The following is a 24,297-nucleotide window of genomic DNA, read 5'->3' on the forward strand; positions in this document are numbered from 1 at the left end:
CTTACCTTTTGGGTGTTATACGTATGGTTTGATGAAAGGTAGTTGGCCGATTTGGTTTTATGGTTATCAACTCCCAAGCAACCTCAAGATGATACATTTGCCTTCTATAAATACATCATCTTGAAGTGACTTGGGTTTTTACAGCTTAGCAGACTAAAAGGGAAGAAATGTGATAACTCGTTGAAAATTGGTGGTTATAAAGCGTAGATTGCACCAAATTTGGTTTGTTTGCTCGCTTTTTGTACGAATCTTAGCTCCAGTTAAGCTGGTTTGTTCCACGTTTTTTAGCGTCCGCAAGCATCTTGCCAAGACGATCGAGCACATACTCTGGCGTATCGGACTCTTTGAAAGACGTCGATACAGCAGCTAAGGTAATCATGATATTTTGCTCACGGAACTTAAAGGGTAATTGGCTAATATCACGCTGGATATGCTTAATCAGATCCAGTGTGTATTCTTCAGATTGTTCCGGGACGAGTAGAATAAACTCCTCGCCACCAAAGCGAGCTACTGTTTCCGTTTCTGATACGCGCTTGTTAATAGTACGAGCGATGATCTTCAGCGCTTTATCGCCAGCCGTATAACCATAGCTATCATTCACCGCTTTGAAGTTGTCTACATCAAATAGCACAACACGAAGGTTTTGCTGAGAGCGAATCCAACGGCGATACTCTAGCTCTAGTCGATCGTTAAATGCAGTGCGGTTATAAACTTTAGTCAGCGGGTCGAGCAACATACGCTGAGCTTGGTCATCTAAGCGTCGACGATAATCTTGCGTAGTTTCAAATACCGCTTCGAGTTGGTTCTTACTGTAACTTAACCGCTCTTGCAGCGCTTGCTCTCGCTCTTCCGTCATTTTCAGTCGCTCTGTCAGCGACGCCATTTTTTCGAGAAGAGGCGTGATTTCTTTTTTCACAACCGCGATATCTTGAGCTTGATTAAGTGACTTTTGGCTTAATTCAACCAAGCTGTTCATTTCTGTGTTGAGCTCTTGGCGGTGTTCAAAGTAGGTATGATGCTGGTCGACGTTCTGATGAACGGTTTTTAGGTTACTTGCGAGAGAAGTGTTCAGCTGATCAAGGAATTGGCTAGACGCCTCGCGCTCGAACTTTGTTGCTTCGACAACCAATTTCAGCGTTGAGAGCGTAAGCTCAATGAGAGACTCGGCACTCACGCCAAGGAGCAACTTAGCGCGAATATCCAGCAATCTATCGCCTGATTCTCCCTCGAAATCCAGCTCTGTAATAGTATGTTGGAGGTCGCTGGCTAAGCACTCAAGCTGAGATCTGTCGGGATTGTTTTCAAATTCACTAAGATGTAGACGTGAATTAGACGTGATGATTTTCAGAGCGCGTTCGTAAATACTCAGTAGCTTAGTGGCTTGATCAGCTTTATTGCTGGCGTGAACTTCAGAGAAACTCATCAGGTTCCGTAGTTCACGTTTTAACTGCGCAGGTAAGCCAGTGACACGTTGCAGTGTTTCACCACTGTGCTTGATTTGTTCGTCAAGGTAACCGTTCTGTTTATCCATCGTCTTCGACTGCTGTTTGAGCATCCTCTCTAATACCGCTAAACGCGGGATAAGAGTGCTGATATCTTTTTGATGTTGCAGCTCTTGTTGGATTTCAAATAGGTAGTTGGATACCTGAGTATTCGAACCCTGGCAAGCTGAAGACAATGATGCCACAACGCGTTTAAGAACTTGTTGTTCACGTTTGAATTTGAGTGAAGTATCACGATGAGTCAGTCTGAGTTGGTCAAGTTGACAACTCAGCTGATGCAGCTGCGACTGAATATCGGATTCCAAGATTCCCATGAAGTGACTACGGTTAAGTCCATGTACTACTGACAATTATCCGATAATAACAAAAAACTTTATAGCGTCATTAGTTATTACGTTCAACAGGCGTTTAATTATCCATTTTTTAATATTTTCTTGATGTCGTCCTCATTCTTGTAGGACGAATGGATCTTGATCAGGCCTTGGCTAATGGCATGTTGACAGGCAGTTCTTATGTTACCTGTTGCAAAGCTAGCAGCAGGCGCATTATCGATGGCTTTTAAGAACACCCAGTGGCTTTGCTTATCCTTCAAGCTGACTTCTCGTGCGATGTGAGTCGCAAGCAGCAACAGATCGAGTAATTCCTCATCGTTAATTGCAGTGTAGGCTCGGGGTAAGAACGGATAATCACTGATGCCCATACGAATAATACGATTGACGTTGTGCTGCTGTGCGAACTCATCCACCCAAGTCTGGAATTTTTCGAACATGACTTCGGCAGAAGCATCACGGTCAGCGTTCGGTTCTATGTAGAGTAAGTTCGCATCTGAGAAATGGTAAAGACGCGACGGTTTTTCTATTTTTTCCGCAAGGAAGTCGCCAAATGCCCGTTCTAGTTCTAGACCTGCCTTATAGCCGTTATGGACGTACATGCTTCGTAAGAATGGCAAATCGATCATAACAAAGCGTAGGCGATCATTAAGTGGTTCGTGGATCAATTCACCCATTTGCCATTGCTCGAAAGTTTCGCTCGACTTTTTCAATGAGCGAGAAAGCTTAACATTCAGCATACGCAAGTTACGTAAACGAGAGCGAGAGTGGGTGAAGAGGTCGTTACGCAGTTTTTCGATTTCACTTGCTTGGCGCTGCATAATGACACCACGGCGCATAATGAACAAAAACATGACCAAGACAGTAATAAACAATGCAAATGAGATTTTCTGGAATTTACGATGCTCTCTTTCCACTTGCTCTAAGCGTTCTGATTGACCGATGTAATGGATGGTTTGTTCGGCAAATTCTTTTTGCTGACGGAACGCATCCTCACTGATTTGGTTAAGCTGCTTTTGTTCTAGACGAACGAGGTTGGTGTATTTTTTATAAGCTTGCAGAGAAAGTTTGTATTCGCCTGCCTGCTCGTAACCCAACCCAAGTAAACGGTATGACTGCTGCTTAATGAAGTTGTTATTTTCAGGTGACTTTTCAGCAAGCGCTAACGCCAGCTTTGCATTAGTAATGACGTCTTTACTGTCATTTTGATGATAAGCCAGACCTGACTGAAGCAGGGCAGCCTTTGCTTCAAGCTTAGGAATATTGGTGTATTCTAAAAGCTCTTTAGAGCGGTCTAAGTACTGCTCTGCTAGCGCGTAGTTATAGAGTTGTAGGTAGGTAGCCGCCAAGCTTAAGCGAATTTTAATGATTCTATTGATGTTCTTACTGGTACTTTCATGGTCAAGCACGTTGAAGTAATGCACTAACGCAAGGTTAAACTTACCCTGATAAAAGTAGATGTCGCCCATTTGCTCTAGGACGTCCGCTAGGATCGGAGAGCTAGGGTAGGAGTCATAAAAATCTGCGGCTTGGGATAAGTATTCGATCGCTTTGTCGTACACTCGTCGCTCCTGGAAGAGCCTAGCCAAAAGGCGATTCACTTTTGCTAATCTTGCACCACTGTTACTTTCAATAGATTGCCAATAACCGTATAGCAGTTCTGACAAAGCCAAATTGTACTTCTTGCTATTGAGGTAAAACTCGCCGACGGCAGTGTAGTAGTCGATCAAGGCTAACTCAGAGCGGCTATCGTCAAGCATGGTCTTTGCTTCAGAGTACAAGTTTTCCGCTTTAATGATATCGCCACTATGTGAAGCGAGGAGTGCTCTTTGCATCACTAGTCGGTAGCGAACGCTGTCGGTGCGTTGTAATACGGCATCGGCTTCATCGAGCTGTTGTTCAATTTGGTTAAGCGTGTCTTCCGCTTTTGAGTAGTTTTCGTCGTACATCCAAATCATTTGGTTGCGCATCAGCTGGAGATCTAAGTCCATGTACGGCAATTGATATTCTTGCGCTAAGCGTTCCGCTTTATTTAGGTGCTCGATAGCCGAACGAACATTACCCATGGCGTAATCTGCCTGAGCGATAATCTTGTGCGCTTCGATGGTGCTGCTTGGTGTGCGAACGCTACGATCTGTTTCGTCGCGAGACATGGCTGAAGGGCTGTCACTTTCTTTGCGTTCTGTTAGTTCACGCTGTGACAAATAGTTGGTTGCCGCTTGTTTTGCTTGTGATGGCTCTATTTCCGCCAATTGTTGTGCTTCGTTGAGTAACGCGGACGATAAAATGGTTGCATGAAGTGGCTGTACAAACAGCAAGCAAAGAGAGCCAATCAACTTGAATAGACGCGAACTGTCCCAAAACATCCTTTCGTTCCCTCGAACTGTTTTTAGATATGGCGATAACGGCGAAAAGCCTCAATTAGCCGTTTAAATGCGGGTTGAAGCCATTTGATATAGTAACATGCCTGGACAATAAAAACGTCCGGCAACCCTTTAGATTGCCGAACTTATTTCTGTTGCCTATGCGCTTACTGACGAGCCATACGGTGATTGTGAGCTGGCTTATCTTGTTCCGTTGAGCGGTAAGGGTTGATATCCAAGCCACCACGACGCGTATAGCGGGCAAATACGGTCAGTTTGCTTGGTTGGCAGTATTTCATTAGATCCGTAAAAATACGCTCTACACACTGTTCGTGGAACTCATTGTGCTCGCGGAAAGACACTAAGTAACGTAACAGCTTCTCACGATCTATTTTTGCGCCTTTGTAGCGAATTTCTACGCTGCCCCAGTCTGGCTGGTTGGTGATCAAACAGTTTGATTTCAATAGGTGGCTATGTAGCACCTCTTCAACTTGTATTTCACCTGCCGCACCTTCAAGCAAATCGGCATCAAAATCGTAACTGGTGATGTCAATGTCTTGGTCATCTATACATTCACCGTCCATTGTCACGATAGGTTGATTGGTATAGTGGGTCACTGGATTCACCTCAACCAGCACCTTTTCACCTGCGCATTCAGAAAGGTCTTGTGTTAAACGCTCAGTCACTTCTTCCCTGCTTGCAAAGCGGGTTTGGTTATAGCTGTTTAAGTACAGTTTGAAAGACTTCGATTCAATCAAGTTTGCGCTGGTGGCTGGAATGTATACTTCGCCAACGGCCACTTGTGGTAAACCTTTACTATTTAACCAAGACAGTTCGTACAGCGTCCAAATGTCGTGCCCCATGAAAGGCAGAGTATCGCCTAACTGGAGGTCATCTCGGTTCAGGCTGCGAGGGACTGGTTGCAGCAAGCTTGGGTCATACTGGTTCGCATACTCGGTCGTTTTACCTAGTGTTAGGCCAGCAAGCTCTTTAGCGTCAGAATATTTGCTCATACTTTGTGGTCGTTTTCGATTAGAATGGCGAGAATTTTACTGAATCCGCTGGTCAATTGCCATCCGGCAAGTACGGCTATCTGATAAATAAGGAATGAGGAGACCTTCATGACCCAAAACGTTACTCAGGCGCTACAAGAGTTCAGCCTGCGCTACCAACAAGCTTGGCAAGCTAAGCACAATGAGTTGCCAAGCAGTGAAGAGCTTGCAGAGTTTGTTTCTCCTTGTGTCGAAGAGAAGCGTGATGGAAAGGTGCTTTGGAAAGCGGTCGCACGTGATGAAATGGCCGATTTCACCAATGTGGAAAATGCGATTGAGTTGTCACTGCAAGATGATGTTAAAGCCTTTTATGGTTCTCAATACTGCGCCGATATGGAGGCAACTTGGCAAGGTAATTCGTTGACGCTGCTGCAAGTCTGGAGCGATGACGATTTCGTGCGTCTACAAGAAAATATTCTTGGTCATTTGGTGACGCAGCGCCGCTTGAAACTTAAACCAACAGTATTTATCGCAGCGACAGATGAGGAAATGGATGTGATTTCTATTTGTAACCTCACTGGCAATGTGATTCTAGAGCGTTTGGGCACCTCTAAACGTGATGTATTGGCAGATTCATTGGTTGAGTTCTTGAATAAGTTAGAGGCTGTCGTCTAAGTATGTATGTTGTTGAGTTGCAGTTTGAGTGTTTTGATAACACCACCGTCAGCGCGGTAGACAAAGCCATTAATGGCTTGATGGATGCTCTGCGTTACAACGGCCAAGTATTAGGTCGTGAATTCCCGATAGTGATGGGAGAAGGTGAATTTTTCGTTCGTGTTGTTTGCCCAGAACAAGACAGCTTGCATCCACGTTATCACTCAGATTTCGTCAAAGTGTGCATGAACCGTTTGTCGGATGCGTCTTTGCTTGCTCCGAAAATGCGTATGCTAGGGCGTGATTTGAATTCAGAACAAGCAGCCGAAGAAGAGACACCTAGCTGGCAAGTGTTGTACACGACTTATGTTCATACGTGTTCGCCTTTGCGAAGTGGTGAAACCCTGTTGCCAATTCCTTTGTATCGTAATGAGCCAACACTTAATGGAGACCATAAAGCCGTCATTAAGTGGCAGACTGAGTGGCAAGCGTGTGATGAAATCCAAATGGCAGGGGGTTGCCGAGCGGAACATGCGGCGCTGCACGAAATTTGCGATGTGGATAGTGTGCTGTTTCGCCGAGGTTGGGACTTACGTGGCCGTATCGAATACATCACGAAGATCCCTACGTACTATTACCAGTATCGTGTCGGTGGTCAGTCGCTGGAGAGCGAGAAAGCGCGCAAGTGTCCAAAATGCGATGGCGAGTGGCTACTCGATGAGCCACTACATGAAATATTTCATTTTAAGTGTGATGACTGCCGAATCGTGTCGAATATCTCTTGGGACCATCTTAAGTAGCGAATTGAAGCTACTTAAATGGGTAGATAGACAAATAGAAAGGGCTGATGTTTTCACATCAGCCCTTTTGTGTTTAGAACGTTTATGTTTAGAACGTTGTTTTCAGTCATGTTTTGAAAAGTGGGATTACCAACCTTTCACAACACCGCCTTTGAACAGCTCTTTTGCCGCTTCGTAAACTTCTTCCGTTTGGTAAGCTTTTACGAAGTTTTGTACGTTTTGCGCATTAACATTTTCTTCGCGAGCGACAATTAGGTTTACGTATGGTGAGTCTTTATCTTCAACGAACACGCCGTCACGCTCTGGCGATAGGTCGATAGAGCTTGCGTAAGTGGTGTTGATGATAGATAGCGTTACGTCATCCAATGAACGCGGAAGCTGTGGGGCTTCTAGTTCAATGATTTCGATATTTTTAGGGTTGCCTACGATGTCACGTACTGTAGCGAGTAGACCAACGCCATCACGTAGCGTAATCAAACCTTGTTGCTCAAGAAGCAGTAGTGAGCGACCTAGGTTAGTTGGGTCGTTTGGTACTGCGATGCGTGCGCCATCTTGAATTTCATCAATTGATTTTACTTGCTTTGAGTAACCAGCAATAGGGTAAACGAATGAGTTACCCGCGATAGCCAGTTTGTAGCCGCGGTCTTTCACTTGTTGATCTAGGTATGGTTTGTGTTGGAACGCATTCGCGTCTACTGAACCATCATCCAGAGCGGCGTTTGGTGTTACGTAATCGGTAAATGTTACTAGCTCAACGTCTAGGTTGTATTTCTCTTTTGCTACTTTAGCGGCAACTTCGGCTACTTGTGCTTCAGCACCAGCAATAACGCCAACTTTTACTTTGTTTACGTCTACTTCTTTGTCGCCGCAACCCGCTAGAGCAAGAGCAGAGGCAGCCGTTGCTACAGTCAAAAGACCTTTAAGGCTAAATTTCATCTTTATCTCCTTATAATTTGTATTTTTGATACTTATCTGTGGTCTACACGGCGCACCACTGCGTCACCGATAGACTGAATAATCTGTACTAGAACAATCAACATCACGACAGTCACGGCCATGATAGTTACATCGTAGCGGTGGAAACCGTAACGAATGGCTACGTCACCTAGGCCGCCGCCGCCTACCGTACCCGCCATAGCTGAGTAGCTAACGAGAGTGACCAAGGTAATCGTTACTGAGTTAACAATAGTCGGCATTGCTTCAGGTAGTAGAACTTTTGTGATGATCTGTGTTGGTGTCGCCCCCATTGACTGCGCTGCTTCCACCAAGCCTGTCGGTACTTCTAATAAAGCACCTTCAATAAGACGAGCGACAAAAGGAATGGCGCCAATAGTCAGTGGGACGATTGCTGCGGTTGTACCGATAAAGGTTCCAACTAGCATTTTTGTCACTGGAATAATCGCAACCATCAGTACGAGGAATGGCACAGAACGACCAATGTTAACGATAGCGCCTAAGCCGCTATTTAGTTTGGTGTTTTCAAGTAGGCCGCCTTTCTTAGTAATATGGAGGATTACGCCTAATGGAATACCCACAGCAAAGCCGACTAATCCGGCAACCGCAACCATGTAAAGCGTTTCCCACGTTGCACCTAAAAGTAGTTTGCTGTTTAAGCTCAGCCATTCAGAAATCGTATTAAAGGACATAACCAAGTACCTCTACTTTTACGTTGTGCTTACGCAGGTATTCAAGAGCTGCGTTGTCATCTTCTTCGTTACCAAATAGCTCTGCGACCATCATGCCGAATTTCACGCCACCAGCGTAATCAAGGTCGGAACTCAAAATACTCACATCAATATTGTATTTACGAGAAATTTGCGACATTAACGGTGCATCGACGGTTGCGCCAGTAAACTCTAAGCGAACCAACGGGTAGCTGCCATCAACACGCTCTGCTTGCAGACGAGCTTGGTAATCTTCAGGAATGGAAAGATCCAGCGTTGAGCGAATGAATTGGTGTGCCAGCTCTGTCTTAGGGTGCGCAAAAATATCGCCAACGGTGCCTTTTTCCACCAGCTCACCACCACCGATGATTGCTACTTCGTGACAGATACTTTTTACGACTTCCATTTCGTGAGTGATAAGTAAAATCGTGATGTTGAGTTTGCGGTTGATCTCTTTCAATAACTCAAGGATAGATTGAGTTGTTGCCGGGTCTAGCGCACTAGTGGCCTCATCACAAAGCAGCACGCTAGGATCGGATGCCAATGCACGAGCAATTGCCACACGCTGTTTTTGGCCGCCACTTAAGTTAGATGGGTAGCTCTCGTGTTTGTCGGCTAAGCCTACAAGCTTTAGCAACTCAGTTACTTTTGTTGTGATTTGCGATTTGTCTTTACCTGCCAGTTCTAGTGGCAGTGCTACATTATCAAACACAGTACGAGACGAAAGCAGGTTAAAGTGCTGGAAGATCATGCCAATGTTACGGCGTGTTTCGACTAGTTGTTTTTTGCTGAGTTTGGTTAGATCCACACCATCAACGATGATGGAACCAGAGGTCGGCGCTTCTAACATGTTTACGCAGCGAATCAGCGTACTTTTACCAGCACCTGATGAACCGATAACACCAAAGATGGTGCCTTTGTCGATGTGTAGGTTAATGTCTTTCAGGGCAAGGATTTCCTTACTGCCTTGGTAGAACACTTTATTGACGTTTTTTATTTCTATCATGTTTCAACCTGCCCAAAGATACGGGGAACTTCGCTGTCAAAAACGACCTTTGACAGAACTTAATGTTGAGCTTTATCTCAATTTTCAGTTGATGCTATGGGTTAAGCAGAATGAAGTCAATAGATATTTTTACGTCTAGACGTCTAAATGTATGGATGTTCTGTTTTGAAACGAAGATGTATAGATAACAAGCAGGAGGTAGACGGCGGGGCACCCTCAGATTTACCGATTCTTGCCCAACAAATCAACCGTTTTGTCGAGGCCTAGAATGAATTAGATAGTGTTGAAGTTTATAAGGTATGTAATAATCTGATTAAACCGAGTTAATAGAGAAATACGTTTTGGCAAAACCTGCTGTTTTTATCGATCGTGATGGCGTGATAAACGTTGACCACGGCTACGTTCATGACGAACATGATTTTGAGTACATTGATGGTGTATTTGAAGCGACGAAAGCGCTAAAAGATAAAGGCTACCTTCTAGTGTTAGTGACGAATCAATCGGGCATCGCACGCGGTAAATTCAGTGAAGACCGTTTCTTGTCTCTGACTCAATGGATGGATTGGAACTTTGCTGATAATGGTGTTGAGTTCGATGGTATCTATTACTGTCCACATCATCCAGAACATGGCATTGGCGAGTACAAGCAAGATTGTGAGTGCCGTAAGCCAAAACCAGGTATGTTCATTTCTGCGCGTGACTTCTTGAAGATCGACATGGAGAAATCTGTGATGATCGGCGATAAAGCTGAAGACATGATGGCAGCAGAAGCGGCAGGCGTTGGCACTAAGATTTTGGTTCGCACTGGTAAGCCAGTAACGGAACAGGGCGAAGCCATTGCAACGGTAGTATTGGATAGCATTGCAGATGTGCCTGCGTACTTAAACAAGTAATATTCATTACTGACTGAGATAAGGGAAGCCACTGCTTCCCTTTTGTTTGATTCCTTCTTTTAATCTGAACACTTATGAGCAAAAAACTCACCATTCTTGATATCGCAAAATTGGCAGGCGTGGGCAAATCGACAGTAAGCCGTGTGCTTACTAACGATCCAAAAGTGAAACCCCAAACGCGAGAGAAGGTAGAGCAAATCATTCGTGAATCAGGCTACGTCCCATCAAAGTCGGCGCAGTCGATGCGTGGTGGCAGCCAAAAAGTCATTGGGGTTATCATCTCCCGTTTGGATTCACCATCAGAAAATCGCGCCGTTGGTACCATGCTCAATGCTTTGTATTCCGCTGGTTATGATGCGGTGATCATGGAGAGCCAATTCGATCGCGATAAAACCAATGAACATTTGGATGTGCTTAAACGTCGCAACGTCGATGGGGTGATCGTGTTTGGCTTTACTGGATGTGATGAGCGAGCATTGGCGGAGTGGGGGAATCGTATCGTCGTGATCGCGATGGACACGCAAATGGTTTCCTCGATCAACTACGATAACCAAGGTGTGATAGACATGGCTTTGTCGCACCTTGAGCAGCAATCTTTATCTCGCATTGCTTATATTGGTGTTGATCCTGAAGACAAAACCACTGGCTTAGCTCGTCTAAATGCTTATAAAGCTTGGTGTCAACGCAAGCAAATTACACCTTGTTTCCAAACGGGTAAGTTGAGCCATGAAAGTGCTTATCAGTTGGTAGACAAAGTCCTTCAATCTGATACTCAGGCCATCGTGTGCGCCAGTGACACTATCGCGTTGGGCGTGATTAAGCGTCTTCAAGAGTTAGGACGTGAAGACGTGGTTGTGACAGGTGTTGGTGGTAATGAATTGCTCTCTTTCCTTTTCCCTAAAGTATTTAGTGTCGACCCAGGTTATACCCTTGCAGGTGAGAAGTCCGCTAACATGCTGATCAATCAATTAAATGGCGATGAGGAAGTGGTTCACTTTACTCAACAGCCTATCGTTTATTGACCCACACTAAAACGATCTGCTCTAAAATTATACTGTGATCACTCTCAATTAATGGGACTGTTCCCATTTTGTTTTTTGCCTTCGGATGGCAATATTAAAATCAAGAAATGGGAATGTTCCCATTTATAAAAACAAAATGATGAATCGAATGTATCCAATACAGGGTGGACAAAGTTATGAGTAAGATTGCGCGTAAAGACGTGGAGCGTCTTATTGAGCTGGTCGGGGGGCCGGACAATATTGCCAGTGTAAGTCACTGTTTAACTCGCTTGCGTTTTGTTCTAAATGATACGGACAAAGCAGATACGAAACAGTTAGAAGCATTACCGATGGTGAAGGGCTGTTTTACCAACGCAGGCCAGTTCCAAGTGGTTATCGGTACTGAAGTGGATGAAGTTTACAAGGTACTGATCGGACTGACGGGTAAAAGTGAAGCCAGCAAAGACGAAGCGAAGAACGCTGCTCGTCAAAACATGAATATCGTTGAGCGTGGTATTTCCCACCTTGCAGAAATCTTTGTACCACTGCTACCAGCGATCATCACCGGTGGTCTGATCCTTGGTTTCCGTAACGTGATTGGCGACATCAAGATGTTTGATGGTCAAACGCTAACGGAAATCAGCCAGTTTTGGGCAACGGTACACTCTTTCTTATGGCTGATTGGTGAGGCGATCTTCTTCTTCCTACCAGTTGGCGTGTGTTGGTCGACAGTGAAAAAGCTCGGCGGTACTCCGATTCTGGGTATCACGCTTGGTGTGACATTGGTTTCTCCGCAGTTGATGAACGCCTACCTGATTGGTAAGCAAGTACCCGAAGTGTGGGACTTTGGCTTATTCGCCATCGAGAAAGTGGGCTACCAAGCGCAAGTGATTCCGGCAATGCTCGCTGGTATGGCACTGGCGTTTATTGAAACCAACTTAAAACGCATCATTCCGTCTTACCTTTACCTAGTGGTTGTGCCGTTTGTCTCTATCATCGTGTCTGTGATTCTTGCGCACTCTATTATTGGTCCATTCGGCCGTATGTTGGGTGACGGCGTTGCTTTCGCAGCAAAAGCAGCCATGACAGGTGACTTCGCAATGATTGGCTCAACCATCTTCGGCTTCCTATACGCGCCATTGGTCATTACTGGTATTCACCACACCACCAACGCGGTTGACCTTCAATTAATGCAAGAGCTAGGCGGCACGCCAATTTGGCCTCTGATTGCGCTTTCAAATATTGCTCAAGCGTCTGCGGTCGTCGGCATCATTATCATCAGTAAAAAACATGGCGAGCGTGATATCTCGGTGCCTGCGGCTATCTCTGCTTACCTTGGTGTGACCGAGCCGGCGATGTACGGTATCAACTTGAAATACAAGTTCCCAATGCTGAGCGCGATGATCGGTAGTGCGTGTGCTGCTGCTATTTGTGGTAGTGCGGGCGTAATGGCGAACGGTATCGGTGTGGGCGGTTTGCCGGGCATCTTGTCTATCCAACCGCAGTTCTGGGGCATTTTTGCTTTGGCTATGTTAGTCGCAATGCTAGTACCTGCTGCATTAACGTTAATTCTTTATAAGCGTGCACAAGCCAAAGGTGAGCTTGAGCCTGCAAACGCGTAATTCTATTTGAGGCAGTGACTGGGCTGCCTCCTCCTATTTTTCTTTTCAAATTTTAAGTTTCCGATTACTGGTAAGTGAGTGTTAGAAATGGCTATGACCAAGCATGATGAGAGCTGGTGGAAAACCGCAACCATCTATCAAATTTACCCAAAAAGCTTTTGTGACAGTGGCAGTAAAGGCACGGGCGACATCAAAGGGATCATTTCTAAGCTGGATTATCTTAAGCATCTTGGTGTGGATGCGATTTGGCTGACGCCGGTTTACCAATCGCCAATGATCGACAACGGTTATGACATATCCGATTACTACTCGATCAACCCTGAGTTCGGCACTATGGAAGATTTCGATACTTTGCTAGCAGAAGCGCATCAGTTGGGTATTCGTATCATCATGGACATTGTAGTGAACCACACGTCGACAGAACACAAGTGGTTCCAATCCGCACTGGGTGATAAAAACAGCCCATACCGTGATTACTACATCTGGAAAGATCCGGTAGATGGTGCTGAACCAAACAACTGGCAATCAAAGTTTGGTGGCAACGCTTGGGCGCTGGATGAAAAAACAGGTCAGTACTATTTGCACCTTTTTGCTAAAGAGCAAGCGGACTTAAACTGGGAAAACCCAGTAGTGCGTGAAGAAGTGAAAGAAGTCATCAGCTTCTGGGCAGAGAAGGGAGTCGATGGTTTCCGTCTCGACGTTATCAACCTGATTTCCAAGCAGCAAGATTTTCCAAGTGACGATATTGGTGATGGTCGCCGCTTCTACACCGACGGCCCACGCGTGCACGAATACCTTCAAGAGATTAGCGAATCTGTGTTTCAAAAATACGGCAGCGTAACAGTGGGTGAAATGTCTTCCACCACACTAGATCACTGCCAGCAATATTCTTCGCTAGACGGCAAAGAGCTATCCATGGTGTTCAACTTCCATCATCTGAAAGTCGATTATCCAAATGGTGAAAAATGGACCAAAGCGCCGTTTGATTTCATTCAGCTAAAACAGATCTTCAATCATTGGCAAGCGGGCTTAAATGGCAAAGGGTGGGGGGCGCTGTTCTGGTGTAACCACGACCAGCCACGCGTTGTGAGCCGATTAGGTAACGACGAGCAATACCGTGTTGAATCTGCCAAGATGCTTGCGGCATCAGTGCACATGATGCAAGGGACACCTTATGTTTACCAGGGGGAAGAGATCGGCATGACCAACCCGGGTTATACCGAAATCAGCCAATATCGTGATGTTGAAAGTACTAACATGTACGACATTATGGTCAACCGTGATGGTGTATCTCATGACGATATGATGGCGATCTTGGCACAGAAGTCGCGTGATAACTCACGTACACCAATGCAATGGAACAGTGCAAAACACGCGGGCTTTACTGAGGGAACGCCGTGGCTTGAAGTGGCGCAGAATTACTCTGAAATCAATGCTGAAGCTGCGGTTGCCGATTTGAACTCGGTGTTCTACTTTTACAAGCGTCTGATTGAACTGCGTAAACAGGTTCCAGTCATCACCGATGGCCGTTATGAAGATTTACTGCCAGAGCACAAACGTATTTTCGCTTACGCTCGTCAGAACGATAAGCAAACGCTGCTGTGTATCAATAACTACTACGCTGAAGAGGTGGAATGCGTTCTGCCAGAACGTTTTGATATGAGTAAGGCGAAAAACTTGCTATCTAACTATCAAAACTCAGCGAGCGCAGTCGCGTCAAACCATCAAGTGTTACGACCTTACGAAACTCGTATTTTATTGATAGAAGAATAAACTCGGGTGTCATCACCCCTAAGATTGATGTTCGAGATGAAGGCTTTGGTGTGCTCCCCAAAGCCTTCTTTTATTGAGATATCTATAAAAAATGCGAGCTTATTTTGTTTCAATCGCTGTTAGCTGCACTTTCTCTTCGTTGATTTGTACTTGTTGTACTTTCAGCAGTTCAATTTGTTCTATCAGACCTAAGCTCGGATTAAACCAACGTTCTGCCGAAGTGGCGAACTCCATTGAGTCCATATCATCACAGTTTAGGTTGTAGATGTTCTCTTCCATCAGGTATGCCGCTTCAATTTTCTTGCCTGAGATCGAGAACGCTTTACGCATACCAGTCTCTCGGATTTGCTGTTGCCAAACCACTTGGCAAGATGCTGTCATAGGAAGGTTTTGTACCCACTCATGATCTTCAAAACGGTCTAGAAGGTTGTGAACTGCGTAGCCTGTAAGAGTGGTTTGCAGAGACATAGTTTCTTCACCGATGTCAATATTCGGGCTTTTCTCTTTTACGTCGTCACCGTTTAGGCGGAAAATCGGACTGCTGTGCATAAGCATGGCAATAAACTGATGACCAATGAAATAAGCGTCAGTGATTTCATGGAGTGCACCATCTGATCCTGCAAAGTAAAGCGTATTGCTCTCTTCGTCGTCGTTGTACTGCTCGTCTGAATAGTAGAACTGTTCGGCGCCGTAGTTCACCAAGTCATTAACCAACTGGACCATTGCTTCGCTGTTTGGGATTTGTGCCAATGCTGCCAATATTTGCTCGCTATCCATCGCTTGGAAGCTCAGTTTCATGTCGCCTTCTGGTTGGCCATCCAAGCTAAATGCGTAGTTTAGCTGTGTACTTGGCGTGGGAGCGAAGATTGAGTTGTGAATCGAGACGTCGAAACTTTCTTGAGGCACTTTGTTTGGATTCGCACTGCCAGAAGACGAACCTCCGCCACAGCCGTAAAGAGCCAGAGTTGCTGCTGCGATAAGCGTCATTTTGTTTAGCATGGTTTACATTCCTGATTGATAAGGCCGCTTCATGTTGGGCCGTTGCTTGAATGCGAGCATGCTAAGTTCAGTGAGAGAAAAAGGGCAAAAAACAAAAGATAACAGGGGGTAATGAAAGCTTAATTTTATATTTAGGTCTTTGTTTTATTTGGGGTTATTTCGTTGACCACATTAGTGCAATACTCGTTAATGAGCGCTTTCCATCGGCTTATGATTTCTTGATCGGTCACACTAACATGCAACGTTTTCCACGGTTGGAGGCAAGTCTCTTTTGATTCAGATTGAGAAAGACGCTCAAACAAGGTTTCGGAAGGTAAAACGCGCAGCAGCGCCACCAGTGATTCCATGTAGTTGAGACGGAACTGTTCAAGTTTGTTCTGCTTATAAGCAATGTGAGACACAAAGGTATAAATCAGTGCGTTTTGGATACGTGAGTCGCCATCTGGTGTCGTTAACAGAGCTTTTGCCCTGTCTAAGTTACCTAATTTGAAATGCAATAGACCTAACCAGAGGCTCAGCTCATCTGGCAAAACATCAAACGACGATTGTACTTGAGTTAAATACGCTTCCAGCTTTTGATGTTCGTGCTCGTATAAGGCGAGATGTCTTGCCGTTGTTATAGCCGCAAACTCATCAGATTGTCGGAGAGGTTGGCTAGAAAAGGCATTCTCGAATAACATTTTTTTGTGAATATTCGAAAGCTGCCACGAACTTGCCGAAGGTGCAGGCAGATTGAAGTATTGCGCGACATCCGAGTGCATTTGGAAAATATCCGATTGTAAGGCAGATAAACGCAGTGTGTACTCATTGCGAAACGCCAGCTTGCCCGTCGCAGGATAAATAAGGTTCATCTGCGCTTTCAAGATGCCCTGTTTTGTGCCGTCTTTTAACTCGATATTGAGCTCGTAGTCGCTGGTCTGCATGTTTCGTGCGCCAGGGAAATATGGCGTATGACCGATAGGATCAAGAAAGTAACTGGGAGCATCTTGGTTGGCGATGTCGGTGTATGGATATTCGACCTGTTGTTGCAGCAAGATGGCTTTGACCAGTATGCGGTATTTTCGCGCCTGGGAGCCGATTGAATCGACACGGTTGAGTAGTAGCTCGACTTTGGGAATCAGTAGTTGATGACGTGTTTGTTGTGTTGAGATTTCTTGGCGTTGCCATAACAAGCTTGCGAGTGTCATGCTACATACCGCAAGTATGGCACATAAGCTGTAAGCAAAAATCAGCTTGAAGTTCTTATTACTCGCCACCTGGGTTGAGATAACGCGCCGATGGTTTTTCGCTGGTGGCACTAAACGAATATTGGCAGGGTTAAGAAAGTAGCCTTTGCGGGGGTAAGTGACCAAGAGCTTAGCGGCATCGTATTCGGGTAAGTACTGCTGTAGCAGGGCACGTAAGGTGCTAATGCGGTTCGTGAGCACATTCTTAGAGATGAACTTGCTCTGCCAAATGGTTTCAATAATGGTGTCAGCAGAGAGTGGGTGGCCAACGCTTGTTAACAGCAGTTCTAATAATTCAATGGTGCGAGGTTCAAGATCAATCGCGATAGCATCTTGATGAAGGGTCTGTGTCTTCGGGTTATAGATCAGCTCTCCAATCGCAATACAACTGTGAGTCTGTTTAGCTTGTTGCAGAAAGTCGCGCATACCGTACCGATCTATTTGGAAATCGCGAAGTATTATATAGCGATTGGAGCGCGAAATCTTATAAATCGCGCTTCAATCATTATCAAAAATTTATGAACCGTAGGTCACGGAATAGCGGTGCGGTTTGTGGTTCATCGCTAACACGAGATTGAGTGCAAACGCCCCCAAAATTGAAAGGCCAATCACTTCTGGTGTGACAAAGAAGAATGAAGCAAACAGGATACATGCATCGATTGCCATTTGGCTTTTGCCAACTGAAATGCCAAATTTGTCTTGGATAAACAAACACAGCACGTTAAAGCCACCCAAGCTGGAGCGATGTCGGAATAGGATCAGCATACCAAGCCCCATTAAAAGTCCGCCTGCGACGGCGCAATAAACTTCATTTACCGATTCGAGCGAGATTAGCAAATAAAGATGATCGGCAAAGATAGAAACCAACGCGCCAGAAATGGCACTATTAATGGCGAAATGACGGCCGAAGCGTTTCCATGCTAGTAAGTAAAAAGGACTGTTTGCTAAAAAGTACAGCACACCAAAGGTAAAAGGTGTAAATTGGCTAATAAGCAGAGCCAATCCAGTCGTGCCTCCCGTTAGAAGGTTCGCGGATTGGAGAAAGAAAACGCCTTGAGCTACTAAAAAGGTACCCGTGAGAATCGCTATCCAGTCTTCTTTTAATGAGTGTTTTTCCATCAATGTTGCAGTCATTAGTGATAAATAAGGCGTGCATAGTAGTAAAAAGATGATCTTTTCGGTAGCTAGAGGGTAAAATTTACGGTAAACCTATGTAATTGCTGTTTTACAGGGTGTAAAGCACAAATTTGACAGGCAATAGATTGTCGTTATGCGATTGCAATGCTGGCATGATAAACATTGCTTGTCATCATGAAAAAACTGCATGAGAAAAATTGTAAATTTCTCTTTATGACCTAAATCAAATTATGTAGAATGCGCGCCATTAGGGTGATGAAAACGTTTGCGTCGGGTCATTCAACAGTTTTTTTGCAACTTTCAGTACTAATCTGAGTCAGGAGATACAGATGCTTAAGCGTGATATGAACATCGCAGATTACGATGCGGAACTGTTCGCAGCTATCCAGGAAGAAACTCTTCGCCAGGAAGAACACATTGAACTTATCGCTTCTGAAAACTACACAAGCCCACGTGTAATGGAAGCGCAAGGTTCTCAGCTAACGAACAAATACGCTGAAGGCTACCCAGGTAAGCGTTACTACGGCGGTTGTGAGTACGTAGATAAAGCTGAAGCACTAGCAATTGAGCGTGCATGCCAACTATTTGGTTGTGAGTACGCTAACGTACAGCCTCACTCAGGTTCTCAAGCAAACAGCGCAGTTTACATGGCGCTTCTTAACCCTGGCGATACAGTTTTAGGCATGAGCCTAGCGCACGGTGGTCACCTAACTCACGGTTCACCAGTAAACTTCTCGGGTAAGCACTACAACGTTATCCCTTACGGTATCGATGAAGCTGGTCAAATCAACTACGACGAGATGGAACAGCTAGCACTTGAACACAAACCTAAGATGATCATCGGTGGTTTCTCTGCTTACTCGCAAATCGTTGATTGGAAACGCATGCGTGAAATCGCTGACAAAGCAGGTGCTTACTTATTTGTTGATATGGCGCACGTAGCTGGTCTTATCGCCGCCGGTGAATACCCAACACCAGTACCGCATGCTCACGTGGTAACAACAACGACGCACAAAACACTAGCAGGTCCTCGCGGTGGTCTTATCTTGTCAAATGCTGGCGAAGATATGTACAAGAAATTGAACTCAGCAGTGTTCCCTGGTGGTCAAGGTGGCCCTCTAATGCACGTTATCGCTGGTAAAGCAGTAGCGTTCAAAGAAGCGATGGAGCCAGAGTTCAAAGCTTATCAAGCTCGCGTAGTGAAAAACGCAAAAGCAATGGTTGGTCAGTTCCAAGAGCGTGGCTACAAAATCGTATCTAACGGTACAGAAAACCACTTGTTCCTTGTTGACCTAATCGACAAAGATATCACTGGTAAAGACGCAGACGCGGCACTAGGTGCAGCAAACATCACTGTAAACAAGAACTCAGTACCAAATGACCCACGCAGCCCATTCGTAACGTCTGGTATTCGTGTAGGTACGCCAGCGATCACTCGCCGTGGCTTCACTGAAGAAGATGCAAAAGAGCTAGCAAACTGGATGTGTGACGTTCTAGATAACATCGGCAACGAAGAAGTTATCGAAGCGACAAAACAGAAAGTGCTAGAAATTTGTAAGCGTCTACCGGTTTATGCCTAACTGTTCTTCATAGAATGAGTCGATTTCGGTGTCGAACATACTCATTTGCTCGCGCAAACTCCGTGTGTTCTCCTAGAACTCGACTCGTCTATTTTGAACATTGATATACTAAAGGTCCTCATTTGAGGGCCTTTTTGTTTGTCTGGCGTTTGGAATGAGATATAGCGAGAGTGTGTGATAAGGGGATGGCTACCAACACTGTCCCTTTTCAATATACCCAAACCACGTCATTCCGACGAGCCGAGGCGAGATCAGGAATCTTGTTGAGGCACACTCTTTTACTCAGAGTTTCCCTAAAAATCCTCAGTATTCTGAAAACAGATTCTGAATCACGTTCGTACCTCGCTGTTCAGAATGACGGTGGTAGAATGGCTTTTTATCATCATTTGCCAGATACAAAAAAGGTTGGCACTGAGCCAACCTTTTCTCTTCAAAACAAGCTTTTCAAAACAAGCGAGAGCTTATTTAATCTCGATACCTTGAGCTTGCATATCGGCATGGTAAGAAGAGCGCACAAATGGACCACACGCTGCATGCGTGAAGCCAAGTTCTAGTGCAACTTCTTTTAGCTCGTCAAACTCTGATGGTGGAACGTAACGTTCTACTGGCAAGTGGTGACGGCTTGGCGCTAAATACTGGCCTAGAGTCAGCATCGTTACGCCGTGTGCGCGTAGATCTTTCAGTACTTCGATGATTTCTTCTTTGGTTTCACCAAGGCCCATCATCAAACCAGACTTGGTCGGTACATCTGGATGCTGCTCTTTGAACTTCTTAAGGAGCTCAAGTGACCATTTGTAGTTCGCACCTGGGCGAGCTTTACGGTAAAGACGTGGCGCGGTTTCTAAGTTGTGGTTGAAGACATCTGGCGGATTGTCTTTCATTAGATCAAGCGCTACATCCATGCGACCACGGAAGTCAGGAACCAGTGTTTCAATCTTAATATGCGGGTTTAACGCACGGATCTCGCGGTTACAATCGGCAAAGTGTTGTGCACCGCCGTCACGCAGATCGTCACGGTCAACAGAAGTGATTACTACGTATTTCAGCTTCATATCGGCAATGGTTTTCGCCAGTTTTTGAGGCTCTTCTGCTTCCGGTGGTAATGGGCGGCCATGAGCAACGTCACAGAAAGGACAACGACGAGTACAAATAGCACCTAAGATCATGAAGGTTGCTGTACCGTGGTTAAAACATTCCGCTAGGTTCGGGCAAGATGCTTCTTCACATACGGAGTGAAGTTTATTCTTACGCATCGCCGCTTTGATGTCTTGAATTCGTTGGCTGTCGGCTGGTAGCTTGATCTTCATCCAATCAGGCTTACGTAGCACTTCTTTCTGCTCTGTAGGCATGTTCTTTACGGGAATCAATGCCATTTTATCGGCGTCACGATATTTAACGCCTTTTTCCATCTGGATTGGTTTGCTCATGCTTTATTACCTTGAGAAGGTGCTTCTGTGCTGAATTCTACTTGCTCATAATCGAGCAAAGTAACGAGTTCTTCTATTAATTGTTTTTCTACGGCTTCTACATTGTCTGGGCCGCCAAATTGGCTGACCTGAACCATTTCCATACCTTCATAACCACAAGGGTTAATACGCAGAAACGGTGTTAAATCCATATTTACGTTCAAGGCTAAACCATGAAACGAGCATCCTTTACGAATGCGTAAACCGAGAGAGCATATTTTCTTACCGGCAACGTAGACACCTGGTGCGTCAGGTCGCGCGGCTGAGTCAATATTGTATGCTTTTAGCGTGTTGATCACGAGGTTCTCGATTGTGGTAACGAGATCTCGTACACCTAATTTTTTGCGGCGTAGGTTGATCAAGAAGTAGGCGACCAACTGACCAGGGCCATGATACGTAACCTGACCTCCGCGATCACTTTGTACAACAGGAATATCGCCAGTGTTAATCAAGTGCTCAGCTTTACCTGCCTGTCCTTGCGTAAATACTGGGTTATGTTCTACCAACCAGACTTCATCACGGGTTTCTTCTGTGCGTTGGTCGGTGAACTCATGCATCGCCTTCCATACAGGCTCATAGTCTTGGCGGCCAAGTCGTTTTACAACAAGTTGGTGTTGCATGGGAATTCCTGTTGCTAATATATAAAGTTTTTGGATTATAAACCGGATAACCCTGATGCTCTACCGCTGCGTAACAGATTTTTAACTGAAAGCGATGTAAATCCTCGTTATCTCTTTGATAAATAAAAAGAAAGCAGCCAAAGCTGCTTTCAAAAAAAATTTAATCTATCAAAAAATTATAGAACCATGCGTACGATGTCAATTTCACCTAACTCTTTGTACAGTGTCTCAACCTGCTCGATAGAGGTTGCAGTAATGTTGATTGACACAGAGTGGTAGTTGCCCTTAGCACTTGGTTTAACGGTCGGGCTGTAGTCACCTGGAGCATGGCGCTGAATAACTTCAAGAACAAGCTCTGGAAGTTCAGGCTTTGCATGACCCATTACCTTGTAAGTAAATGAACAAGGGAACTCAAGCAGGTCTTTTAATTTTGCATCAGAGTTGATGGTTAGCATATCGATAACTCCAGTAGATATTCGTTGCGGTGCGAAATAGTACAGTCAAATTAGGGGGAACTCAAGACGAGGAGCTCAAACTTAAAAAGCCGCCCATTCAGGCGGCTTTGCGAATAAGTTTGCTACTCTAACGTTCTTTTTAGAAGAAGCTCTTGAATAACAATACGATGTAATCCCACATGCGGCTAAATAGACTACCTTGCTCTACGGTTTCTAGTGCCATTAGTGGGTACTCGGCAATATCTTCACCATCGATCTGATAGTATAGCTTACCAACTACATCACCTTTATTAATTGGGGCTTCTAGCTCTTTTTCAAGGACGAAGCTTGCTTTTAAGTTTTTCGCTTCACCACGCGGTAGTGTTACGTAAGTATCTTGGTCAAGACCCAGTGCTACGGTGTCTTTGTTACCCATCCACACTTTTTCTTCTACGAACGTTTCACCTGCTTTGTGCGGTGCCACTGTTTCGAAGAAACGGAAGCCGTAGCTTAGCAGCTTTTTGCTTTCTGACTTACGAGCATTGGCATCTTTAGTACCCATAACGACCGCAACCAAGCGCATTTGACCTTCAGTTGCTGAACTTACTAGGCTGTAACCCGCATTACTTGTGTGACCCGTTTTGATGCCGTCAACGTTCATGCTCTTATCCCAAAGTAGACCGTTACGGTTGTATTGGGTGATGCCGTTGTAAGTAAATTTCTTCTCTGAATACACTCGGTACTCATTTGGTACGTCACGGATAAGTGCTTTACCTAGCAGTGCCATGTCGTATGGTGTTGAGTACAATTCTGCGTTATCTAAGCCATGAACGTTGGCAAAGTGCGAGTTAGTCATACCCAATGTGTTGGCCCAAGCGTTCATTAGGTCAACAAATGCATCTTCTGAACCTGCAATATGTTCTGCCATCGCAACACAGGCATCGTTACCTGACTGGACGATGATACCTCGGTTCAGGTCACGTACTTTAACTGTTGTGCCTACTTCAATGAACATCTTTGATGAATCAGGGAAGTTTTTCGCCCACGCATTTTTACTGATGGTGACATCATCATCTTCTGAGATATTACCACGCGCTAGCTCTTGGCCGATTACATAGCTGGTCATCATCTTAGTCAGACTAGCTGGAGACAATTTTGTGTTCATCTCTTTCTCTGCCAGTACTTTACCTGAATGGTAATCCATCAGCACGTAGCCCTTCGCCGCGATTTGAGGGGCATCTGGAACAACGATAGGTGATGCAAGAGCAGATTGAGCGAAAGTTGCAGAAAGGGCAACCGAAGAAACGAGAATAGATTTCACAAACTTATTTTTATTCATGGTAATTCAAATTTTTGGGTTAACTGCAGACATCTTATCAGAATCCCTAGTTATGTAAGAGGGGGATCAAAGAGAAATTCATGACACGAGGTCATTTGGCAGTGTTGTGTTTTTTAATAAATGCAGACGAATAGCCGAGCAACTTTACTTTATCTAATGTGGCTTGCGTCAGGGAATAGTCAGTAAATGGCCCTAACAACAAGCGATAAGACTCTTTCGCACTCTCTAGGAAAGTTTCTGTATCCAATTTTTGACCAAGCTCGGTACCTAAAGTTCGTGCGCGTTCTTCATTTTTTGATGATGCCACTTGAATAACGTACCTAGGGTGCGCTTCTAATGATTTTTTGTCCGTGGGCTGATTGATACTGATCACTTCAATTTCCACGTTCGCGGTGCCTGTTTTTATGACATCTAACTTGTGCGCGGCGGCATAGCTTAAATCAATGATACGGCCATCGTGAAAAGGACCTCGGTCATTAACTCGTACTATGGTGGTTTTGCCGTTGTCAGTATTGGTAACTTTTACGTAACTTGGTAACGGTAGCGTTTTATGCGCTGCCGTCATTGAGTACATGTCATAGATTTCGCCATTAGAAGTCAAATGACCTTGGAATTTTTTCCCATACCAAGATGCGCGGCCTTTTTCTTTAAAGCCTTTCGCATTGCGAACTATTTTGTAGTCTTTGCCACGCAAGTGGTAATCTTTGTTCCCACCTAGGCTGTACGGTTCATATTTAGGATGCGCATCCTCGATGTGTTCGACTGAAAGCGGTGTATCCGGTGCAACATCGGATTCGAGTTCGTAACGGCCTTCTTGTTCTTTTTGGCTAGTTGATGAACAGCCTGCCAAAATAAGAGCAGAGAAAACCAAGGAATATAAAGCGCGTTTTTGCATGT

21 protein-coding genes are annotated in these 24,297 nt (G+C 45.0%); 7 read left to right on the forward strand and 14 right to left on the reverse strand.

Annotation, left to right across the window (positions count from 1 at the left end; all coding sequences use genetic code 11):
• Positions 1-250: 250 nt before the first annotated feature.
• From R7Q39_RS12660 to queF, 3 genes are all read right to left on the reverse strand, one after another.
• A complete protein-coding gene (locus R7Q39_RS12660; protein ID WP_005381978.1) occupies positions 251-1,816 on the reverse strand; it encodes a sensor domain-containing diguanylate cyclase in 1,566 nt (521 codons plus the stop codon).
• A gap of 98 nt (positions 1,817-1,914) precedes the next feature.
• Complete coding sequence (locus R7Q39_RS12665) at positions 1,915-4,197, reverse strand: tetratricopeptide repeat protein (protein ID WP_318076353.1); 2,283 nt, start codon at positions 4,195-4,197, stop codon at positions 1,915-1,917.
• A 164-nt stretch (positions 4,198-4,361) separates the two neighbouring features.
• Positions 4,362-5,207: an NADPH-dependent 7-cyano-7-deazaguanine reductase QueF gene (gene queF, locus R7Q39_RS12670; protein WP_318076354.1), complete on the reverse strand. Its 846-nt coding sequence runs from the start codon at positions 5,205-5,207 to the stop codon at positions 4,362-4,364.
• Positions 5,208-5,315: 108 nt separating this feature from the next.
• Between queF and syd the strand changes: the two genes are divergently transcribed.
• Together syd and R7Q39_RS12680 are read left to right on the forward strand one after the other, a co-directional pair.
• Complete coding sequence (gene syd / locus R7Q39_RS12675; RefSeq protein WP_318076355.1) at positions 5,316-5,861, forward strand: SecY-interacting protein; 546 nt, start codon at positions 5,316-5,318, stop codon at positions 5,859-5,861.
• A 2-nt stretch (positions 5,862-5,863) separates the two neighbouring features.
• Positions 5,864-6,640, forward strand: coding sequence for a Zn-ribbon-containing protein (locus R7Q39_RS12680; protein ID WP_047010147.1), 777 nt, complete (start codon positions 5,864-5,866; stop codon positions 6,638-6,640).
• Positions 6,641-6,766: 126 nt separating this feature from the next.
• Here the strand turns inward: R7Q39_RS12680 and R7Q39_RS12685 are convergent, their stop codons facing one another.
• Genes R7Q39_RS12685 through metN form a run of 3 tightly spaced genes read right to left on the reverse strand, consistent with a single transcriptional unit; the run spans position 6,767 to position 9,310 of the window.
• Positions 6,767-7,576, reverse strand: coding sequence for a MetQ/NlpA family lipoprotein (locus R7Q39_RS12685; RefSeq protein ID WP_005381966.1), 810 nt, complete (start codon positions 7,574-7,576; stop codon positions 6,767-6,769).
• A gap of 32 nt (positions 7,577-7,608) precedes the next feature.
• Positions 7,609-8,286: a methionine ABC transporter permease gene (locus R7Q39_RS12690; RefSeq protein ID WP_005383604.1), complete on the reverse strand. Its 678-nt coding sequence runs from the start codon at positions 8,284-8,286 to the stop codon at positions 7,609-7,611.
• The gene (metN, locus tag R7Q39_RS12695; RefSeq protein WP_005381962.1) at positions 8,276-9,310 is read right to left on the reverse strand and encodes a methionine ABC transporter ATP-binding protein MetN; all 1,035 of its coding nucleotides are present in this window, start codon (positions 9,308-9,310) and stop codon (positions 8,276-8,278) included. Before metN ends, R7Q39_RS12690 begins: the two co-directional genes overlap by 11 nt.
• Positions 9,311-9,651: 341 nt before the next feature.
• On the opposite strand from metN, the gene gmhB reads away from it, so the two are divergent.
• The 4 genes from gmhB (at position 9,652) to treC (ending at position 14,599) form a co-directional block, all read left to right on the forward strand.
• Positions 9,652-10,203, forward strand: coding sequence for a D-glycero-beta-D-manno-heptose 1,7-bisphosphate 7-phosphatase (gmhB, locus tag R7Q39_RS12700; RefSeq protein ID WP_005381961.1), 552 nt, complete (start codon positions 9,652-9,654; stop codon positions 10,201-10,203).
• 74 nt (positions 10,204-10,277) lie between these two features.
• A complete protein-coding gene (gene treR, locus R7Q39_RS12705) occupies positions 10,278-11,225 on the forward strand; it encodes a trehalose operon repressor TreR (RefSeq protein ID WP_033905853.1) in 948 nt (315 codons plus the stop codon).
• A gap of 176 nt (positions 11,226-11,401) precedes the next feature.
• Positions 11,402-12,826, forward strand: a complete 1,425-nt coding sequence (treB, locus tag R7Q39_RS12710) for a PTS trehalose transporter subunit IIBC (protein WP_005381959.1) — start codon at positions 11,402-11,404, stop codon at positions 12,824-12,826.
• Positions 12,827-12,913: 87 nt separating this feature from the next.
• On the forward strand, positions 12,914-14,599 hold the full coding sequence (gene treC, locus R7Q39_RS12715) for an alpha,alpha-phosphotrehalase (protein ID WP_151514563.1): 1,686 nt from the start codon (positions 12,914-12,916) through the stop codon (positions 14,597-14,599).
• A gap of 99 nt (positions 14,600-14,698) precedes the next feature.
• Here treC and R7Q39_RS12720 read toward each other — a convergent pair whose 3' ends face one another.
• From R7Q39_RS12720 to R7Q39_RS12730, 3 genes are all read right to left on the reverse strand, one after another.
• Positions 14,699-15,598: a hypothetical protein gene (locus tag R7Q39_RS12720; RefSeq protein ID WP_104975934.1), complete on the reverse strand. Its 900-nt coding sequence runs from the start codon at positions 15,596-15,598 to the stop codon at positions 14,699-14,701.
• A 131-nt stretch (positions 15,599-15,729) separates the two neighbouring features.
• Positions 15,730-17,250 carry a transcriptional regulator gene (locus R7Q39_RS12725; RefSeq protein WP_318076356.1) on the reverse strand — a complete coding sequence of 507 codons (1,521 nt, stop codon included), beginning with the start codon at positions 17,248-17,250 and terminating at the stop codon, positions 15,730-15,732.
• Positions 17,251-17,340: 90 nt separating this feature from the next.
• Complete coding sequence (locus tag R7Q39_RS12730) at positions 17,341-17,943, reverse strand: YitT family protein (protein ID WP_017635671.1); 603 nt, start codon at positions 17,941-17,943, stop codon at positions 17,341-17,343.
• A 347-nt stretch (positions 17,944-18,290) separates the two neighbouring features.
• Between R7Q39_RS12730 and glyA the strand changes: the two genes are divergently transcribed.
• On the forward strand, positions 18,291-19,541 hold the full coding sequence (gene glyA / locus R7Q39_RS12735) for a serine hydroxymethyltransferase (RefSeq protein ID WP_005381985.1): 1,251 nt from the start codon (positions 18,291-18,293) through the stop codon (positions 19,539-19,541).
• Between the two features lie 461 nt (positions 19,542-20,002).
• Here glyA and lipA read toward each other — a convergent pair whose 3' ends face one another.
• The 5 genes from lipA to R7Q39_RS12760 form a co-directional block, all read right to left on the reverse strand.
• Positions 20,003-20,968 carry a lipoyl synthase gene (gene lipA, locus R7Q39_RS12740; protein ID WP_005391329.1) on the reverse strand — a complete coding sequence of 322 codons (966 nt, stop codon included), beginning with the start codon at positions 20,966-20,968 and terminating at the stop codon, positions 20,003-20,005.
• Complete coding sequence (gene lipB / locus R7Q39_RS12745) at positions 20,965-21,627, reverse strand: lipoyl(octanoyl) transferase LipB (protein ID WP_005384137.1); 663 nt, start codon at positions 21,625-21,627, stop codon at positions 20,965-20,967. The genes lipA and lipB overlap by 4 nt, the downstream gene beginning before the upstream one ends.
• Before the next feature lie 176 nt (positions 21,628-21,803).
• Positions 21,804-22,082 carry a DUF493 family protein YbeD gene (ybeD, locus tag R7Q39_RS12750; protein ID WP_005384135.1) on the reverse strand — a complete coding sequence of 93 codons (279 nt, stop codon included), beginning with the start codon at positions 22,080-22,082 and terminating at the stop codon, positions 21,804-21,806.
• A 139-nt stretch (positions 22,083-22,221) separates the two neighbouring features.
• Positions 22,222-23,400, reverse strand: a complete 1,179-nt coding sequence (locus tag R7Q39_RS12755) for a serine hydrolase (protein ID WP_005384132.1) — start codon at positions 23,398-23,400, stop codon at positions 22,222-22,224.
• 91 nt (positions 23,401-23,491) lie between these two features.
• Positions 23,492-24,295: a septal ring lytic transglycosylase RlpA family protein gene (locus tag R7Q39_RS12760; protein WP_017635670.1), complete on the reverse strand. Its 804-nt coding sequence runs from the start codon at positions 24,293-24,295 to the stop codon at positions 23,492-23,494.
• Positions 24,296-24,297: the final 2 nt, after the last annotated feature.

The organism is Vibrio sp. 947 (genome assembly GCF_033339115.1).
Taxonomy (GTDB): domain Bacteria; phylum Pseudomonadota; class Gammaproteobacteria; order Enterobacterales; family Vibrionaceae; genus Vibrio; species Vibrio alginolyticus.

What these genes read in the sequence shown, in the direction of transcription:
- R7Q39_RS12730 (WP_017635671.1), bottom strand. Translation starts at nt 17,943, where the DNA reads ATGGAAAAACACTCATTAAAAGAAGACTGGATAGCGATTCTCACGGGT.
- R7Q39_RS12665 (WP_318076353.1), bottom strand. Translation starts at nt 4,197, where the DNA reads ATGTTTTGGGACAGTTCGCGTCTATTCAAGTTGATTGGCTCTCTTTGC.
- R7Q39_RS12720 (WP_104975934.1), bottom strand. Translation starts at nt 15,598, where the DNA reads ATGCTAAACAAAATGACGCTTATCGCAGCAGCAACTCTGGCTCTTTAC.
- R7Q39_RS12760 (WP_017635670.1), bottom strand. Translation starts at nt 24,295, where the DNA reads ATGCAAAAACGCGCTTTATATTCCTTGGTTTTCTCTGCTCTTATTTTG.
- lipA (WP_005391329.1), bottom strand. Translation starts at nt 20,968, where the DNA reads ATGAGCAAACCAATCCAGATGGAAAAAGGCGTTAAATATCGTGACGCC.
- R7Q39_RS12685 (WP_005381966.1), bottom strand. Translation starts at nt 7,576, where the DNA reads ATGAAATTTAGCCTTAAAGGTCTTTTGACTGTAGCAACGGCTGCCTCT.
- treC (WP_151514563.1), top strand. Translation starts at nt 12,914, where the DNA reads ATGGCTATGACCAAGCATGATGAGAGCTGGTGGAAAACCGCAACCATC.
- ybeD (WP_005384135.1), bottom strand. Translation starts at nt 22,082, where the DNA reads ATGCTAACCATCAACTCTGATGCAAAATTAAAAGACCTGCTTGAGTTC.
- treB (WP_005381959.1), top strand. Translation starts at nt 11,402, where the DNA reads ATGAGTAAGATTGCGCGTAAAGACGTGGAGCGTCTTATTGAGCTGGTC.
- R7Q39_RS12660 (WP_005381978.1), bottom strand. Translation starts at nt 1,816, where the DNA reads ATGGGAATCTTGGAATCCGATATTCAGTCGCAGCTGCATCAGCTGAGT.
- syd (WP_318076355.1), top strand. Translation starts at nt 5,316, where the DNA reads ATGACCCAAAACGTTACTCAGGCGCTACAAGAGTTCAGCCTGCGCTAC.
- R7Q39_RS12680 (WP_047010147.1), top strand. Translation starts at nt 5,864, where the DNA reads ATGTATGTTGTTGAGTTGCAGTTTGAGTGTTTTGATAACACCACCGTC.
- queF (WP_318076354.1), bottom strand. Translation starts at nt 5,207, where the DNA reads ATGAGCAAATATTCTGACGCTAAAGAGCTTGCTGGCCTAACACTAGGT.
- glyA (WP_005381985.1), top strand. Translation starts at nt 18,291, where the DNA reads ATGCTTAAGCGTGATATGAACATCGCAGATTACGATGCGGAACTGTTC.
- R7Q39_RS12725 (WP_318076356.1), bottom strand. Translation starts at nt 17,250, where the DNA reads ATGCGCGACTTTCTGCAACAAGCTAAACAGACTCACAGTTGTATTGCG.
- metN (WP_005381962.1), bottom strand. Translation starts at nt 9,310, where the DNA reads ATGATAGAAATAAAAAACGTCAATAAAGTGTTCTACCAAGGCAGTAAG.
- R7Q39_RS12755 (WP_005384132.1), bottom strand. Translation starts at nt 23,400, where the DNA reads ATGAATAAAAATAAGTTTGTGAAATCTATTCTCGTTTCTTCGGTTGCC.
- treR (WP_033905853.1), top strand. Translation starts at nt 10,278, where the DNA reads ATGAGCAAAAAACTCACCATTCTTGATATCGCAAAATTGGCAGGCGTG.
- R7Q39_RS12690 (WP_005383604.1), bottom strand. Translation starts at nt 8,286, where the DNA reads ATGTCCTTTAATACGATTTCTGAATGGCTGAGCTTAAACAGCAAACTA.
- lipB (WP_005384137.1), bottom strand. Translation starts at nt 21,627, where the DNA reads ATGCAACACCAACTTGTTGTAAAACGACTTGGCCGCCAAGACTATGAG.